General features: G+C 61.9%; 22 protein-coding genes. 19 read left to right on the top strand and 3 right to left on the bottom strand.

Going from position 1 to position 17,108, the window contains the following annotated elements; genetic code table 11:
- Window positions 1–412 precede the first annotated feature (412 nt).
- The 16 genes from MX571_RS21360 (at window position 413) to MX571_RS21430 (ending at window position 13,827) form a co-directional block, all read left to right on the top strand.
- Complete coding sequence (locus MX571_RS21360) at window positions 413–3,358, top strand: vWA domain-containing protein (RefSeq protein WP_247421454.1); 2,946 nt, start codon at window positions 413–415, stop codon at window positions 3,356–3,358.
- A 113-nt stretch (window positions 3,359–3,471) separates the two neighbouring features.
- Window positions 3,472–4,446 (top strand): hypothetical protein, encoded by a 975-nt coding sequence (locus tag MX571_RS21365; protein ID WP_247421457.1) that lies wholly within the window; start codon window positions 3,472–3,474, stop codon window positions 4,444–4,446.
- Complete coding sequence (locus MX571_RS21370; protein ID WP_247421460.1) at window positions 4,443–4,748, top strand: hypothetical protein; 306 nt, start codon at window positions 4,443–4,445, stop codon at window positions 4,746–4,748. Before MX571_RS21365 ends, MX571_RS21370 begins: the two co-directional genes overlap by 4 nt.
- On the top strand, window positions 4,727–5,296 hold the full coding sequence (locus MX571_RS21375) for an N-6 DNA methylase (protein ID WP_247421463.1): 570 nt from the start codon (window positions 4,727–4,729) through the stop codon (window positions 5,294–5,296). The genes MX571_RS21370 and MX571_RS21375 overlap by 22 nt, the downstream gene beginning before the upstream one ends.
- 7 nt (window positions 5,297–5,303) lie before the next feature.
- On the top strand, window positions 5,304–5,669 hold the full coding sequence (locus tag MX571_RS22945) for a zinc finger domain-containing protein (RefSeq protein WP_438267252.1): 366 nt from the start codon (window positions 5,304–5,306) through the stop codon (window positions 5,667–5,669).
- A 121-nt stretch (window positions 5,670–5,790) separates the two neighbouring features.
- The gene (locus MX571_RS21380; protein ID WP_247421465.1) at window positions 5,791–6,138 is read left to right on the top strand and encodes a hypothetical protein; all 348 of its coding nucleotides are present in this window, start codon (window positions 5,791–5,793) and stop codon (window positions 6,136–6,138) included.
- A gap of 2 nt (window positions 6,139–6,140) precedes the next feature.
- Window positions 6,141–6,443: a hypothetical protein gene (locus MX571_RS21385; RefSeq protein ID WP_247421468.1), complete on the top strand. Its 303-nt coding sequence runs from the start codon at window positions 6,141–6,143 to the stop codon at window positions 6,441–6,443.
- 707 nt (window positions 6,444–7,150) lie between these two features.
- Complete coding sequence (locus tag MX571_RS21390; protein ID WP_247421471.1) at window positions 7,151–7,510, top strand: hypothetical protein; 360 nt, start codon at window positions 7,151–7,153, stop codon at window positions 7,508–7,510.
- Between the two features lie 63 nt (window positions 7,511–7,573).
- Window positions 7,574–8,515: a hypothetical protein gene (locus MX571_RS21395; protein WP_247421474.1), complete on the top strand. Its 942-nt coding sequence runs from the start codon at window positions 7,574–7,576 to the stop codon at window positions 8,513–8,515.
- Between the two features lie 143 nt (window positions 8,516–8,658).
- Entirely contained in the window at window positions 8,659–9,123 is a 465-nt protein-coding gene (locus tag MX571_RS21400; protein ID WP_247421491.1) for a hypothetical protein, read from the top strand.
- 54 nt (window positions 9,124–9,177) lie between these two features.
- Window positions 9,178–9,927, top strand: coding sequence for a hypothetical protein (locus tag MX571_RS21405; RefSeq protein WP_247421493.1), 750 nt, complete (start codon window positions 9,178–9,180; stop codon window positions 9,925–9,927).
- A gap of 72 nt (window positions 9,928–9,999) precedes the next feature.
- Window positions 10,000–10,308 carry a hypothetical protein gene (locus MX571_RS21410; protein WP_247421498.1) on the top strand — a complete coding sequence of 103 codons (309 nt, stop codon included), beginning with the start codon at window positions 10,000–10,002 and terminating at the stop codon, window positions 10,306–10,308.
- Window positions 10,309–10,480: 172 nt separating this feature from the next.
- Window positions 10,481–10,945: a hypothetical protein gene (locus MX571_RS21415; RefSeq protein WP_247421501.1), complete on the top strand. Its 465-nt coding sequence runs from the start codon at window positions 10,481–10,483 to the stop codon at window positions 10,943–10,945.
- Complete coding sequence (locus MX571_RS21420; RefSeq protein ID WP_247421504.1) at window positions 10,945–11,241, top strand: hypothetical protein; 297 nt, start codon at window positions 10,945–10,947, stop codon at window positions 11,239–11,241. The genes MX571_RS21415 and MX571_RS21420 overlap by 1 nt, the downstream gene beginning before the upstream one ends.
- A gap of 46 nt (window positions 11,242–11,287) precedes the next feature.
- Window positions 11,288–12,691, top strand: coding sequence for an XF1762 family protein (locus tag MX571_RS21425; protein WP_247421506.1), 1,404 nt, complete (start codon window positions 11,288–11,290; stop codon window positions 12,689–12,691).
- Window positions 12,692–12,768: 77 nt separating this feature from the next.
- Entirely contained in the window at window positions 12,769–13,827 is a 1,059-nt protein-coding gene (locus MX571_RS21430; RefSeq protein WP_247421511.1) for a DUF6610 family protein, read from the top strand.
- Window positions 13,828–13,845: 18 nt separating this feature from the next.
- Here MX571_RS21430 and MX571_RS21435 read toward each other — a convergent pair whose 3' ends face one another.
- Complete coding sequence (locus MX571_RS21435) at window positions 13,846–14,379, bottom strand: PIN domain-containing protein (protein WP_247421514.1); 534 nt, start codon at window positions 14,377–14,379, stop codon at window positions 13,846–13,848.
- Complete coding sequence (locus MX571_RS21440) at window positions 14,376–14,912, bottom strand: MarR family transcriptional regulator (protein WP_247421517.1); 537 nt, start codon at window positions 14,910–14,912, stop codon at window positions 14,376–14,378. The genes MX571_RS21435 and MX571_RS21440 overlap by 4 nt, the downstream gene beginning before the upstream one ends.
- Before the next feature lie 248 nt (window positions 14,913–15,160).
- On the opposite strand from MX571_RS21440, the gene MX571_RS21445 reads away from it, so the two are divergent.
- Window positions 15,161–15,394, top strand: a complete 234-nt coding sequence (locus MX571_RS21445; RefSeq protein ID WP_247421520.1) for a hypothetical protein — start codon at window positions 15,161–15,163, stop codon at window positions 15,392–15,394.
- 36 nt (window positions 15,395–15,430) lie between these two features.
- Window positions 15,431–16,015 (top strand): DUF7995 family protein, encoded by a 585-nt coding sequence (locus tag MX571_RS21450; protein ID WP_247421523.1) that lies wholly within the window; start codon window positions 15,431–15,433, stop codon window positions 16,013–16,015.
- 94 nt (window positions 16,016–16,109) lie between these two features.
- On the opposite strand, the gene MX571_RS21455 is transcribed toward MX571_RS21450, so the two are convergent.
- Window positions 16,110–16,595, bottom strand: a complete 486-nt coding sequence (locus tag MX571_RS21455; protein ID WP_247421526.1) for a hypothetical protein — start codon at window positions 16,593–16,595, stop codon at window positions 16,110–16,112.
- A gap of 102 nt (window positions 16,596–16,697) precedes the next feature.
- Between MX571_RS21455 and MX571_RS21460 the strand changes: the two genes are divergently transcribed.
- A complete protein-coding gene (locus tag MX571_RS21460) occupies window positions 16,698–17,108 on the top strand; it encodes a hypothetical protein (protein WP_247421529.1) in 411 nt (136 codons plus the stop codon).

Genomic DNA, 17,108 nt, shown 5'->3' on the forward strand with positions numbered 1-17,108 from the left:
CCAGATACCGATCCGTTAATAATCTGTCTGATTAATGGCGCTCGATTTAGCAAAAATGCCCAATAATTGACGGTATCATTATTAGTCTGTCCACTTGACCCTAACTACACCCTCCCGGTAAAGCCGTGACTGCGAGGTTGAGTCCGTGCTGAATACACCCTCTGGGCCTTGTTTAGACGCGGTGCAGATCGTCCACTACGCCTTTGCTCAAAGAACGAAATCGAGTAGAGAGACCCTCACAGACTGATTCTACTCACCCAGTAGAGGCACTAACCGACGCCTTCAGGAGCGTCTAAACAAGGCTCACCCTCTGTATCTCGCAAGCGTGTTCTATCAGTTACTGAGGATTTCAACAGAGCCACGTCGGTTTGTGCGCCCCGCGTCAGCGAGGGCGTTCGTCCCCTAACATCCCATGTTACTCAGCCATCGTCACCGAGACCGAAATCACCAACAGATCGTCGACGACCTCACGCCACAGGCCGCGACCAGAGCCCGTATCTCCACACAGCGAGCTGACCGACTCCGCGAGTTCATCCTCGGTCATCTCCCCGGTGAAGTAACCGTCGACGTCGTCATCACATCCAGCGTCCAGACTGCCGCTGTCCTCCCGGCCGACGTCGATGCCATCGTCTCCTCAGACGCCACCGACATCGAACGCGCCCAGGCCGAACGATTCCTCGCCGGCGTCGACGCTGACTATCTCGTGCTCGTCACCGGGAACGAAGCCGACCTTACGCGAATCCCGCTCAACGACCAGGTCACCGCCGATCATGCCCACCAATTCGGCCTCGCCTTCCACGAACTCCTCCACATCCTCAAGACGGCGATCACCGCCATCGGTGAGCTACTCGATACCGAAATCGACTCGCAGTATCACGCGCAGGTTCACGACCTCATCAACATCATCGAAGACGGCGCAATCGAAAGCGAAGCCATCCGCGGCGAGAACTTCAGCGACAACGCTGGCATCCGCCTCGAACTCACCCGACGACTCCACTCACAGACGCCCGACGACATCCCCAACGGACAGGAGGTTCGCTACTCATTCTGGGACGCCGTCACCTCGTGTCTGTACGACGAAGCCATCTATCCGACGAGTATCACGGATGTCCTCCTCGACGAGGACGACGACCGAGTCCGCTTCAAGAGCGAGGCCGACCGCGCCGCGTTCGAGGCCATCCACACCGAACTGTGTACCCTCTCGCGTGACGCACTCGCGATTCGGAGTGCCGACCGCGACGACACGACCCACGCCCACGATAAGACCGCCTCCGTCCGTCGCGCCCGTCGCGTCATCCAGACCTGGACTGACCATATCCAGCCCGTCCTCGAGGCCGACACTCGAGACCAACAGCAGGACCAGGACAACGAGCACGCACAGGGCGACGGCCAGGGGCAATCTCAGGAGCGTGACGGCGACGAGCAGAGTCAACAGCAGGAGTCCAGCGGAGACGCCACAGGCCGCTCCGAGTCGGCATCCGACCCCGACGGTGTCGGCGACATCTCCAGTGGAAACGGACAGCCTCAGACCGCCACAGAGGACGCCTCAGCCACGCCAGGTGAGAACGCCGAGCCATCCCTGCCCGAAGATTTCGATCCAAGAGAGGTTACGCTCTCACGAGAGGCGACCGACGACCCCCATCAGAACATCTTCGAGCAACCGCAAGTCACAGCCGACCCCAATCCGGATGATATCGACGCCTATTCCTCTAGAACGACCCCCGACGACGCGGATGACAGCATCAGCGACACCGACGCTGACGGTGAGGCCGGTGCACCCTCGCCCGGAACCAGTGACAGTGGGGCTGACGCCAGCGGAGATGGCGACCAGAGGGGTGACGGCGAAGCTAGCAACCCCTCCAGTGGCGATTCTGCACCTGAATCTTCGACTCGGGTACAGGCGATTGCCCAAGCCACCGAGCGGACCCGAGAACGCGAGAAAGCGGGAGGCGCTAACGGAACGAAGACAGAAACAGAACCCAGCGCTGGAAACGAGTCAGGAGCGCAGCCCACTCCCACTGACTCACACGTAGCGGGCGACTCGGCTGGGGGTGACCGTCCACGAGAGCAGAGTAGCCAGCTCACACTAGCCAACTTCGAGGAAGAAAATCAACCCCGCACCAAGGACGACCTCGAAGAATCACCGTCGTCCAGTGAGAACGAAGGAGAGAGTGAGAGCGAAAGCGGTTCCCCTGGCGTCGGTGGCGATGGCGGTCGCGATGTCGAGGTCAATGACGGTGAGGATACCGAAGACACGGAAGGTATGGAGAACACAGGTTCTACGGGTTCTACGAGTTCTGCGAGTAGTGTGGCCGACCAGACGCAGGATCTCCCCGACGGGCCAGCCCACGCACAGAGTTCCTCACGGTCGCAGCGCGAAGAGCAGGCAGCGTACGAAGACGCCCTCGCCGGCGACGAGCGGGCAGCCCGTACCGAAGCCGACCGCGAACAAATCGACAAACAGGCGCTCGAAGATGAACTCGACGCACTCGGCGACCACCTCGAACGCCAACACCGACAGCACTCTCACGATACCGGCGGTGAGGAGAACAGCGGACAGCGTGGAGGGGTGGGATACTCGCCGGAGAACCTCACCGACCTCGAAATCCTCCCGGTGGCTGATGATCTTGTCCCACCCCATGAGTGGGCCGCCATCGAAGACGGCGCTGGCCGCGTTGCCGACACGCTCGAAATGTACCTCCGACTCGACCGCCGCAAGAGTACCCGACGCGGGCTCTCAGCCGGAGCCTACGACACGCGCGCCGGCCACCGCCTCGCCATCGGTGACCCTCGGGTCTGTAAGAGCCGGACGATGGGCAACGAAAAACAGTATGCCCTCGTCCTCATCCTCGACCGCTCGGGGTCGATGCGAGGCGGGTCACCCGCGAAGATCGAGGTCGCGACCCAGGCGCTCACTCGATTCGCCCTCGCCGCCGAGAATCTCGGTATCCGCGTCGCGGTCATTGACTTCATCCACGGCAACGCCCGCCTCATCAAGCCGTTCAGCATTGAGACGCGACACATCCAGTCATCCCTTCTCGATACGTCCTGTGGCGGCGGGACGCCACTCGCTGAGGCCATCGGCCTCGCGAACGACCTCGTCGAAGCCCAGCGCGACGACCCGCTCATCATCAGCGTTGGCGATGATCAGACCTCGGCAGACGCCGTGAAAGACGTTATCCGCCGGGCGTACGCCCCCGTATGTTCACTCACCATCGCGACCGATACCGACCCCGGCACGCTCTCAGGCTCGGCTTCAGAACTCGCGACCTACTACGAGCGTCAGGAGACAGTCTATTCGCCTGAGCGTCTCGACGACAGACTCGACCAGTTCGCCAGTCTCCTCGCCGGTCTCTGAGGGTCACTCCTGGCCAATTTGTCGCCCCCGAAACGGTAGCGGGGCGTCCCTCCGACGCCCGCACCAGTCACTGATTTATGTCCTGTCGAACACTCCATACAGCCGACGGCAACGTGCCCAACCTCGTCCTCCCGCCCGGGGCGCTCGCCCACACCGACCGAGAATACGAGTACGACGTCGAACGCGATCCGGCCAATATCGAACCAATCGAACACCAGATCCGCTTCGACTTCATCCGCGGTGGCCCCGTCCGCCGCGACCAGCTTCTCGGCAGCTACAATCCCTGGAAGTACGACCCGACAGATCCCGCCACCCTCCCCTGGCAGGGCGTCAAGCAGAAACCACTCGGCCTCGCCTACGCCGAAACCTCCTGTGCCGCTCGCATCCACGAGGAGAAACGATTCTACGACCACGTCGACGATGACGCCACCCTCGAGGATGCACCGGCATTCCTCGCAGCACGACTCCGAATCGCTCGCGAAACCCCCGATCCAGAACAGGCCCTCGAAGAGGAACGCCAGCGCCGCGAAAAATGGTATCGCGAACTCATCCTCGGGCCCAACCTCAGTCAGGTCCTCAAGGACTCGTCGTACGGCACGCTCATCGAGGCGTGTATCGGGCCCGCACCCGACACTGACCGGCTGCTCGAACATAACGCCTTCGTCGGGATGGTCCTCGTCGACGACGACACCGACACCGACGCCTTCGCTCGCGACCGCACCCTCGATTCAACGTACGTCCTTCGAGAATCCGCGCTCTCGCATACCCAGACCGATGACCCCGTCCGACTCGCTGACTACGGCATCGACCTCCCCGCCCCGCTCCTGGTCGGCGAATACCAAAGCGCCAGCCAGTACCCGCTCATCCCGTGGGGCGACGCCCTGACCTGCGCCTGTCCGTACAAACAGTCCGCACCGTGGCGCGTGATGTGCAAACACGAACTGCTCGCGAGCGTCGTCTGCGGTGGCCGCGACTCGATCTTCCTCCCCGTCTCCCGGGGCATAGACGTCCCGCACCGAGCGCGGCGCTTCGTCAGCCCCGAAATCGCGGTCTCACACCACTCCCGAGCGGAGGGCTATCACCGATGACGACGCTGCTCGAACGCGAACATCGGAAACTCGTCACCGACCCACTCGACGCCATCAGCCAGCAGACCGGCGATTCGCCGTATCAGGTGTTCTCGGATTGGATCGACCTCGCCCTCGCCAGTTTCAGCGGCGACGAAGACGCGTATCAACAACCGGTCACCCGGTATGCGAACGACGGTCGCGATGAAGACACCGTCCGAGAGCTCGCAACTCAGCACGCAAACGCCCTCGGGGGACTCGTCCTCGCGATGAACAGACCAACGAAGACGTCCTCGGCGGCGTGTACGAACACTATGGCCTGACGAGCAGTCACTTCGCCCAGTACTTCACGCCGGGGGCGGTGAGCCGCGCGATGGCAGCGATGAATCTCCCCAATGGTGAGGACCTCCGCGACGCCACCCCCGAAGATCCGCTCGTCATCGGAGACGTCTCCGGCTGTGGAAGTGGCCGACTCATCGTCGAAACCGCGAACCACCTCCGCGAAATCGGTCCGGAGGCCCCCGCCGTCTTCCTAGGTTACGACAAAGACCCGATCTGCGCGAAAATGGCGGTTCTGAACTTCGTCCTCAACGACCTCACCGGGTACGTCTTGCTCGGTGATGCCCTGAAACTCGAGGCTCACCGCGTCTGGTTCGTCAGCGTCGCCCAACTCGCCCGTGGTGACCACCCGGTGAAAGCCCTCGATGCCGACGGGCGCGACCGCGTGTTAGCTCGCTTCTTCGGTGTGCCACTCGACGACGAGCGCGTCACCGAACCGCCCACGGCACACGCGACGAGTGTTGAATCTGCCCTCGATGTCGCCCTCGACGGTGAGAACACCGCTCAGGTCGGCTTCGACGAGTTCGCGTGACGCTCCGATGACCGTCTCCTGCAATCGGAAGACGTGCGACCGAACGTGGCCTCGCGATCCCGTCCTTGAAATCCGGTGTCCCACGTGTGGGGCCGACATCGGCACGAAGTGCAAGCGCCCCTCCGGACACGGCGGGAACTTCGTCCACCCACACGCCGCTCGTGACCGGCTCGCCGTCGCTGACGGACACTATGGCCACTGCCCGCTGGGAATCTGCGCCGAATCACTCGCCCAAATGCCGAGTAAAGCGGCTACCGGGGGCTCGAAGAGCAGCAACGCCACTCTCGAAGCCGGGTATGAGAGTGAGAGTGAGAACAGGCGTGAAGGCAAGACCGCAGACTCGACCAGCCAGCTCACGTTTGAGGAACTTTGATCGGAGGACAGGTCGGCTTGTCCTACGCAACGATTGAACCGTCGATTGACTCTACTCTGTTGCGTAGGACACACGTTCCCGCGCCGGTTTGTCGCCCCCGAGTCGGTGAGGGACTCGAATCATGACATTCGATATCGAGACGGACGCACCCGAGCGTGTCCGCTACGAAGCCGAACAGCTCCACGAACTCGCTGTCAACCACTTCGGATACGACACCGAACACGTCCTGTTCACCGCCCACGCCGACGGTACGATCTCCGGCCGTATAGCGCTCTACGTCGCTGGCGACTACCACGACTACGAACACGACAATAACGACGACAGCGACGAGATAGAACAGGTCTCGACTAACGCTCGGGACGACACGTCCCACGACCAGGACCGCGACCCGGACCCACCGGCTGTCGGCGCAACTGTTCCCCGCCCGTCGACCGACGTGACCACTGATACCGCCGAGGCCGGAGCCTGACGATGGGTGTCCTCGAGGACCACCCGGACGCCACGAACGTTCGCGTGACGTTCCACCCGCAAATTTGGCACCACGGCTGTGCCGTCACCAGCGACGACACCGAAACATATCTCGTCTCCCTCAAGCAGGCGCTCACTCTCGACGGCGAACTCGTCCCCGACGATACGGATGGCTCTGACCAACTCGCTCGGGGCGGCGACGCCCCCGACATCGCACGGAATTGGTCAGGCCTCTTCTATGTGACCATCGACGAACTTGTCAACGAGACCGAGATTGAGGCCGGAAACGAGCACACTCCACGGTAACTGTGCCGCCCCACGACATCCCCCGCTGGGAAGACATCGACCCCAACGATATCGACTACGAAGCCCGCGACGAGAACCCGACCGGCCACGAACGGACACTCCGCTCACTCCGGTCGCAAATCGACTCCACCGAAGCGATTCTCAGGCGCTACCTTCGCGAACTCGGCGTCTCAACAAGTGGCGACCTCGCCCGTGTGTCGATCCCGACGCACGTACAATATCGCGACCCCTTCGCGTTCGACCGCGCACGCCAGGCCCGCACCGCCCAATCGAATCTTCGGAGCCGACGCCAATACTTTTGCCAAGTATTTGCCGAGCATCGACGTCGCAAACAGAAGACTGAAACCACGGATTCGGGTCACTAGGCCTATATTCGCCAGTATTCGGGCGATTTACAACACGAAAAGGGGGTGTGTTACAACACGAAATAGGGGGGTCCAAAGTCCGTTACAACTCGAAAAAGGGGGGTATCTGGCCAACCAACTGCTTGCAATTTCGATCCTACGCAACAATTGAATCCGGATGGCTCCCTTGTACATAGGAACCGAGCCGACGTCGCCGATTGGCGCTTCTTCGGTAAACGTTCACTCGGGCTCAGAACCCGATACTTCTGCAACCCGTGTCTCGGTGTATTGGCTACAGTCCCCACATTTCCACATTCAATGTGGGCTGCGCGTAGTTATGCCTGAACTCCACCTACAACGTGTGTGAATATTCCCTCCACGTACCCGACACTCAGCTTGGAATCTGAGGTGGCTCTCGACTCATATGATATGATTACGATCATGGATGGCCCGGGTGTGAAGGGCCTCGAGCGATACTTTCTCGGGTACTTCAACGAAGACCTCCGCGACGCTGACGGAACCTTTCTGGCCCGCCCCGTCGGGCATCACGAACTCCCCCATCCGATGACGCTCCCAGAAATCGAGGAGTGGGCGCTCAAATACCTCAGCGTTCCCGAGGAAGCCCTCTCAGAATGCGAAGAACGAGAGCTCCGCACCAACCGACGCAAGCGGACAGATCTGCCCGACGGAAGGAACACCGAGGACAGCACCGGAGCGACCTAGCCAGTCTTCGCCCCCCTCGATACGGGTCAAATCCGCGCCTCAAAACCAAGAGAACACCCTTCCATGACCAACCCAACCACCACCAGCAACGAAGCACCGACCGACCACATCAGGACGCCGGCGATCTCATCGACGACCGATGTAGATACAGCTCCGGCTGGATACCCCCAGAAACCTCGATCGCCGAGAGGCAACCTAACCCGCCGAAGCGCCCTCGCCGGTGCTGGCCTCCTCGCAGCAAGCAGTCTCTCCGGGTGTCTCGGACTCCTCGGCGCAGAACCCGTTGCCGCAGACCAACCGATGGCCACTCCCGGAACCGCAACCCCCACGCCAAGCACCGGCCCGGGAGTGGGAGGCAGTGACGGCGACGACTACCACGACCACGGAGACCACGACGGGCCATCGATACCGGACGCCGACCAGACGCCGACGGCCGAGGCACCGACGTCGATTGTCGGCCCCGGTGTCCTTCCCGCCGATATCGAACCAGAACAGGGACGCGGTGACTCCGAATCGTTCCACGAGCCCGACCACCGTGCCTGGGTGGGACCACTAACCTCCGCGAATCACGGCCTCCAAGACATCACCGTCACGAATACCCCCCACGACGACCGGAAGAACAGTCCGATGCCTGCGCGCCTCGATGTCGACTACCTCGACGAGCCCATTATCGAATCTGACAGGACGTTCTCCATTACGGGCGCGATGCACTACGCTCATGCGTGTGGCTACTACGGCATCAACTATCTCGACGCGATCGACGGCGAAGCCATCATCGCACTCGCATACAACATTGACGAGACCACCTGTACGCCCGAACATCCCGGACGTCTCGGCGCACGATACGGGCCCATCACCATCACTGGGAAACTCGATCCGAGTATGGACGCTGACCACCTCATCGTCACCTTCCTCAGCGGCGTCCACGCCTACAAACTCGATGAATCCGGTGGCGACTGGGGCGGCCCGTGGCGCTCTGTCGCGAACTGGCACTTCCACATATAGACGGCCACGTCTCAAGGGGCGCGGTTGCCGCCTGTCACCCTGTTTGTGCCCCCCGTCGAAAGCGCGGGATCAGTCACCAAAGGCACTCCCGTCCTGTTGTGTCCCTGATGACGTGACCACCACCCACGAACCCCGACGATATCATGAACTCCGAGACAGCCAGCGCCAGCCCGCAGAACCGCACGTTTACCGTCCATCACCAATCCGTTTTCGTAATCGACTCCGACGCTGATGTCGACGGTGATACCGACCGCACGCCCGGCACGAAGACCATCGACGAACACGGCCTGCTCGCGCTCGACGACAAACCGTTCGAGACCACACTCTTCCATCACGGCGTCGACATCGATACCCGCCAGCGAACCTCACGGATCGAGACTGGCGGGAGCGACGAGTTCATCGACGACCGGCCACTCTCAGCCATCCGCTCGGGACGGACCACCACCGATCCCCTCAAGACCGCCCCCGGTCAGCAGGGGACGCTGTTCGCCGATACCGCACTCGACCAACGAACACTCAACGGCGAGCAAGCCAACGCCCGCTTCATGTTCGAGATCCAGAAGCGCCGACAAAGCTCCCGCAAGGAGCCCCAGGACGACGAGGCCTGAACGCCAACCTCTCTTAAATATGACAGTGGTGTATAGACCCTGAGACGCCCTCCTATGCCTACCGACGACCGCGACTACTACAGCCCCGAGGATTTCGGCGACACCTACTACGAGAACGAACACTACGGCCCCAGAACTCCCGATAGCGACTCGGGCCCGTATAACACCGAGACTGACTGTAGCGAGTGCGACCGGCCCATTACCGCAAGCGACGACCTCTGTGCAGACTGCGAACGCGAACTCGAGGAAGCCAACGCCCACCCTGACGCCTACGCGCCCGTTTTCGACGAGCTCGCCATCGGCTACGAACCCACCGTCGACGACATTGCGTTCGCCGTCGTCCCCGCCTGCTCGCGCTATGAGGCCATCATCAAGGCCACTCACGCGTTCCACGACCGCGAGACCATCCCCGATCTCCCGACCGGATTCGACGGCCGGACGTTTTTCCTCATCCACGAAGCCCCAGAGTCCGACATCCGACCGTTCACCGTCGGACGGGGCGCGCTCCCCGATGCCGTGCCTGTCGCCAGCGAAGACGGCCTTCGCCTGTTGAATAAAGCGCGGAGACGGACCGACTGGCTCGACAATCCACTCGAGGACCGCCCAGCCGCACCGTGGTTCTATCTCAACGACGAAGCTGGCGCACCAGTCACTACGGCCAGCGACTTTGTCGACCTCCTCGATGGGTATCACGTCCCCGACAGTCCAGAGGAGTACACGCCACCCGAATACGGGAGCGCAGAACCAGAACTCTGGATTGTGCCCGGCTTCGCCTACACGATCACGCCGATCGTGACGTCCTGAAGCCCGTCTGCGAATCCACGTTGCCCGTCTCCGGCCGCGAAGTCACCGCTTGTTTGTGGCTCCCCGTAGCCGGTGGAGGACAACCACGAGATGACACACAGCGACAGCATCGGAAATACGAATACGAACCAACACGGAAGTGGCTTCCTCGCCTGCCCCGAGTGCGGCGGCGAGCGCTTCTCCTGGATCATCCACCAGGTCCAATTCGGCGGTGTGCATCGCTTCGAGAACGGCCACGTGGACGTTGAGGCCAGCAAAGACGGCCCCATCACGGGGTCAGACATCGGCGAGAACGGCGTCTTCTGCGTCGAGTGTGGCGAAGACCGCCCCTACGACGACCTTGTGCTTGCGGACCGCGTCGCCACCACGGGGGAGCGATGATGCCTGAGTGTCTCGACTGCGGGCAGTCAGTCGCATTCAACCACGAAGTCGAAGGAACCGAAACCCGAATCTACGACGGGGAAGGCTACTTGGACAGCGTAGAGCACCAACAACTCGAGACGCGAGCTTGCTGGTGTGACGAGTGTGGAAGCCACAACGTGGAGTTCCACTGATGACCCGCCCCAGCCACGTCTTCGACGACGAGGAACCCATTTACGCGCAACTCCACCCGGGAATGTTCTTCGTCACCAGAGACGGGGGCCACATCTTCCGCGTCATCCGCGTCGATGAAGCCGCCGACGAAATCAGACTCATCGACCAGTCAACGGGCGACCACGGGATACGCTCCGGCGACGAGATGTGGGCCTTCTGGGACCACGAAGCGTTCGCCGTCCCGCCAGCGGTCCTCAACAATCCCGAACGGGTCGTCACCGAATACGCCTGGTTCCACCTCAGCCGTGATCTCGAAACGATAGGCCGTAGCCACGAACATCACATGGCTGGGAGCGAACGCGTCTCCGACATCGAATTCGCACTCTGGGCCACCAGCGAAGCACGCCGCGACAACTGGCCGCCCGACGACGCTGCCGGACTCTTCGTCGGCTCCGCTCCCGAAGATACCGAGGAGGCCCATTAATGGGAGCACACACGTTCTACACCCGTTCGAGCGGAGAAAACGCAAAAAGTGGCTTCCAGAACGCTGTCGAGGACGCGCAATACCGCCACGGACACGCCGGCTACACCGGCACGATAGCCGAGAAGACGTCGTTCACCGAGATACCCCCCGATGAAGTCGGAGATACCGACCCCGGCGAATACGCCAGCCAGCTCATCCGTGACCAGGACCCGCGTATCGACAGCAAATGGGGACCCGCCGGGTGTATCTACCTCGGCGACAACACGTACCTCTTCTTCGGCTGGGCGAGCGCCTGACGCCCCCGGCCCGCGAACAACACACCTCACCACCCTACCCGGAACTGTGCATCTCCCCCACCCCGACTCCAGAGTGATACGGCCGCTTCGTCCCGGCGACATCGTCGCCTTCCCCTACCTCGATGCCGTCGGTCGCTACGTCGGCGACGACGCCACTCCGATGTTCGAGTGGTACGTCCCACCAGGGGGCCCACTCTGTTTTGGGCATCCCGCTACTCTCACCACGGCCGACGACGACGAGATCGACACGATGGTTGACTCCGGGGAGGTCGTCATCGTCGAGACCGGCTTCGACTCCCTCGCTGCCTATCACGCCCATCGGACCTATCGCGATTGCGACCCCCGACTCGTCGCGCCCGGCGGAGCACCCACTACCAGCCACCTCGAACTCCGTGCCGAACGTGGAGGCGGGACTCGTTCGCGAGTCAACGGCTTCCTCAAACATCCGACCGTCCAATACCAGCACGACCCCGTCACCAAGCCGTTCCGAATCGCGCTCACCGCAGTCTATGAGGGGCGAGACGTTGCGATGGCCGTCCTCGGCCGCCCCAGTGGACGACACAACGCCGATGGACAGACCCTCGAACTGTACCGCTTTGCCGCCCATCCCAACCGGCCCGCGAACACCGGGTCGTGGCTCCTCTCGCGGTGTTGCCGGTGGGCCACGCTCGAAGGCTACGACCGGCTCCTCACCTACGCAGGCGTCCAAAACGATAACGAGGGGACGATGTACCGAGCTGCCGGATTCACACACCTCGATACCACCACCACAGACCTGCGCGAGTGGCACTCTCGCAGCGGGCGCGTCGGTGGAGGAACCTACCGGAGACGTCGCTACAGACGTTGCCTCTCCAAACACTCACTCGAAGCCCGGCGGCCCGCCGGTCGTGTCGACGCCGAACAGTCCCACCTTACCGACCGGGGCACAGCACACGGTGGCGGGGATACCTCACTGCAGGACATCCCACAGGGCGACCTGATCCAAACCCGAGAAGACACGCTCGGCCGTCGAGGAGGCAGTCTCTCACCGGACGCACAGGCGCTCTTCGAGAAATATAGCCTCGGCGTGGACGAGGCCATTAGAGACACCACCCCTGCCCCACTCGTCGCCTGCTTTGGGTATCGAACCCCCGAGGACGCCCTGGTAGCCGCGCTCGCCGTCCGTGATCACTCCGGAGAGCCGAACCCTCGCAACAACTCGGCGGCCGTCACGCTGGCATCTGTGGCCGTACAAACGCCGCTGCTCGCCTACCCCGTGAACACACTTCGTGGGCTCATCGCCGACGCCGTCGAGTGGGCATCCCTCCACGGATACGCCACCGTCGAAACCCGCCTCGAGAATCCCATCGCAGTCAACGCCCTCAACGGCCTCACCACGCTCGTCGAGGCCGGGGCAGACTCGGCCAAGCCAATCGAAATCGCGTCACCGACGCCCCCCTCGTCGGCGTGACCACTAGGAGCACGTTTGTTCGCGGCGGCGCCGTGCGCCGCTAGCCGATCACCACCTTCTCACCGCAGATTCGAGATATGGCACACGCCCAACCACAGCACACGAGCCCCGACTCGTCGATACACGTCCAGGATATCGAGACTGCTCGACGTGCTGAGTACGTCGCCTTCCTCTCGCGACACCCCTTCGCGACCGACGCCCACGAACTCGGCTTCGTCACCGGCATCCGCGAGGACTGTCGCCTCCAGACCGACCACCTCCGCAACGTCGACATCCCACTCGGGATGCTCGACAACGACTTCAAAAACCCCGACCTCAAGCGGTATCTCGAAACCTTCCGAACCCACGAACCCGAAATCGGCGTCATCGGCGACGCACCGACTCCCGACGCCGCTCATCGCTACGTCGACGCCGCCCGCGAGCTCAAAGCCGACTTCCCAGACGCGACGCTCATCATCGTCCCGAAGTGCCACGAAGCAATCGCCATCATCGGGGACGCCGAGGTCCCAGGAACCCCGCTCGTCCTGGGCTACTCGATGGGTTACTCGGATATCCTCGCGAACGAGTTCTCCGATTACGCTAACTGGCGCGGCCAGCGTGTGCATCTCCTCGGCGCGAGTCCACCCAAGCAGTGGAACGCCATCCAGCAACTCACCCAGCCGACGCTGACCGGCGATCCACCCGCCGATATCGTCGGCCTCGACTGGAACGGCCCGCACAAAGTCGCCTACAACGGCGAGTCCTGGTCGCGAGACGGGTGGCAACGCGCCGACCAACTCTCCATTCGTAGCACCGTCCGTCGAAGCCTCCGAGAGATGCGAGCCTACTGGGAAGACCGGGGCGTATGGCCCACGATGCCCACGCTCCGCGACTGCTACGGGCCCGCCGTCAGAGAACCAGACGACCCCGTGTGGGCGGCGACGGGCGGTGACATCTACGAACCCGACGCGCTCCCCGGCCCGGACGAGTGGGAGACACGCGTCGACTACGATGACGATGAAACCTCCCCACTCGAACACGCCATCGTCGTCTCCTACGACGACGGTCGGACCCTCGCATACCGCTCGCAAACCGAGCGTGACCACGTCGAATACTACGAGGGACTGTGGGACAGCGTCGTCGAAGAGCGAGTGTAGCTAATCCCATCGCAAGGATTAACGCGTGCGGAATTCGCCCGCAGTGAGCGTTTCGAGGTACTCGACACTAACATACCGAAATTCGATACAATCGCTGAAGCCGTGTCGAGGGATTATCGCCTCGGCCGCCTTGCCTGCTGGTTTGTCGGTCGTCAAGAGAACAATATGGTCTACCTCTCCAGCGTCAAGTATCTGGGCAGCAAGGCCAACAAGCGCCGTATCCGCTTTCTCGATGAGGTCTTCCTCGCGGTCGGTTTCGTTCGCGATGAAGCGGCGGGCCTCATCCATCACAGTCGAGACAAGTGGGTTGGTGTAGTCGAGATCATCGGCGACAACGATCCATCCCTCTTCGAATCCCTTCGGATACGGAATGCTCCCTGACGGGTATTCGTTCGCCGCGGGATCGCCGCCAAGTTCCTCGTAAACCCGCTGTGGAATACGGAGTGAGATACCTGCCTGTCGAACGGCTCGGCGAAGCCGTTGGAATTTGTCGTTATCCGGGCCACCACATCGGACGAACACACCGGTATCAGCGAGATAAACCGTCGTCATGCAGCCGCGTCGGCATATTCAGCGGCGACTGGTTCCAGCGCCTGTAGGATGATTTCGGCCTCGAGCGGTGAGAGGTCAAGTTCCCGAGCCGCGATTCGATGATTGACTGTACCGTCTATGTACTCGTAGGCGTACTCAAGGGCGGCAGCGAGGCCGTCAAGGCCATGTCGCTCGATGTAGACATCGATGTCCTCGTCCTCATCGCGGCGGGCAACAGCTGCGATAAGGGCAGGGGTAATCGTCTGGGTTTCTCCGTCCGTCGAGAGTGTGAGTGCAATCGCCTCCGCGTCGTATTCATAGGGACGTTGCTCGCGGGATTTCTCCACTAGACCAGCGGTTTCGAGGTTCTGGACGTAATCGTAAGCAGTCCCTTGGGGGATGTCGAGCGTGTCGACGATCTCAGACACGGTAATTGGGCCATATTGTAAGATGTGGGCATACAGCCGGGCGAGCGCTGGGCTGTCGAGAAGGTCAGCGACCGTCTGCAACTGCTGAATAGGCGGTCGGCCCGATCGGGAGGGAGAGTGCGCCATCTCAATTGTGAATTATGGATAATTCGTGATAAGGGTTCCGGCAACCACGCCACAAACCACTGTCGGACTGAACTCGGTTCTGGCGACCCCTAAGCGATACTGTGGAACAGCACATCGACCCCGTTCACGGTCGACACCCATATCTCAAGAGAGACAACCGCTCCCGTCACGATACTGTGCATCTCCCCGACGGCGACGCCTAATTTGGGCTCATTTGTCCGGCCCCGCGTAGCGGAGGCCATCCCCAAATGGAACCCAACACAGACGACCAGATCGAAGGACAGCGAATCGTCGCCATCCGCAAGATGAGCGATACAGAACTCGAACGCGAAGGCTGGACTGCTCGTCGCGGGAACTCGCCGCCTGTCATCGAACTCGAATCCGGGGCTATCCTCTATCCCTCAATGGACCCCGAAGGAAACGGCCCCGGCGCACTGTTCGGTATCGGCGTTGACGATGAAGCGTTCTTCCTCTCGCCCTGACCCGACTCTCAAATCCAATTCCAATTTCAGCTCCCCATGCATATGCTCATCCGCGTCATCTCGCAGGCCCACTGCACCGAGGACGCAACCGGAATCGCTCGTGGCCTCTTCGGTGGCTACGACGCCCCGCTGTATCCCACATTCGACTACGGCACGCTCATGATCGACGGTGGTCGATGGAGCGACTCGCTCCCCCAAGAGCTCCGAGACATCGGCTCCGTCCCCGCGGACAGCGACACCGGGAACGGACTCATCGAGGAGGCGTGGCACTCGACGATGAACGAACTCTCACGGAAACTCGCCGTCATCCGCGCCGGCTTCGAGCAGCTCTCCGATGAAGAAATTCTCGAAGGCGCGAGCGTCGAAGCCAGTGTCGAACCCTGGAATCCACTCGGGCTCGCAACCGACGAAGACGACTACATCGACACGTACACCGGCGATATCCGGTACGCGATGTACGGCGTCGGGGAATACGGCGGCCCCATGTACTACCTCTACGACGAGTACGGAACGGCCATTCGAACCCCCTCGGAATACCGCGATCTCCTCGAAACCATCTCAACCGGCGACAGCGACGACGACCAGCAGTGGTTCGTCACGCCCGTCGACGACCACTACTGACTTCTACGAATCCGGCGAGTAAGCAAGGCCGCGACCTCGGAGGAATGGCTCAGGATTTACCGATCAGTACACTCGGGAGTGGGGGAGATGGCGCCTACTCGCCGCTCGCTTTCCCCGCGTACTTCGAGGTCACCGTTCCCTTGCTATTCCTGAAGACGCAGTAGCGATACGGGCCGTGTGGACACTGCTTGCAGCCAGGGCCACAGTCGAGTTTCCGTATCTCGACCGTCCCGTATCGCCGCAACTCCTCATCCGAGAGTGTAATCCGCTCTGACTTCGGCATCTCCTCAAACTCCTTCTGTCGACGACGGCGCTCCGGAGCAGGCTGGTCCTTCTGTGGCAGCGTATCAACCGTCTCACCGCCCCGATCCTCAGCAGTCCCGTCTGCGTCCTCACTCTCGTCCGCCCCCGCAACCGAGACGGGTCGCGACTTGTGGGCAATCAACTCCTCGGCGTACTCGATCACGCGCTCGAGCTTCGGAATGCTCTGGGATTGAAGCGGGTCCACGACCCAATTCGCCAGCTCATCCGGGGGCTCAGGGTAATCTTCGTCGGTGCTGTCGGAGAAGTCCGAGGCCATTTTCCTACGCAACACACAACGTATGGACTCAGTATAATTGTTGCGTAGGAAACGAACTCGCGCCCCGTTTGTCGCCCCCGGAATCGGTGAGGGACTTGCCCGATGGATACCGAAATCGCCACCGCCAGCCGAACCACGACCGACCACCAGCCGACGCCGCCCGCCCCGACTCCGGACATGGACTCCGTAGACGCCAGCATCGCCCGCACCCGCCGTGTGCAACACCTCAGTGCCGTCGTCAGGGCACGCCTCGACGAGGCACACCGCCACACAGACGACCTAGAAGCCCTCGCGAAGGCCGTCGTCGAAGCCCTCTATCGAGAACACCCACACATCCGCCTCGAGGACGCTCTCGAACTCGCACGTATCGTCGAACGCCCACCTGAAGACGACTCGACCAAAGGCGCAATCGAACACGTCGTCGACGATGCCTGCTCGCACCTCGATGCGTGGGGACGCTTCGGACCAGAGAACGCGAACACCCACGGCGAACACGAGCGGATACAGGTGTGA

This window comes from Halomarina salina (assembly GCF_023074835.1).
GTDB classification, from domain to species: Archaea; Halobacteriota; Halobacteria; order Halobacteriales; family Haloarculaceae; genus Halomarina; species Halomarina salina.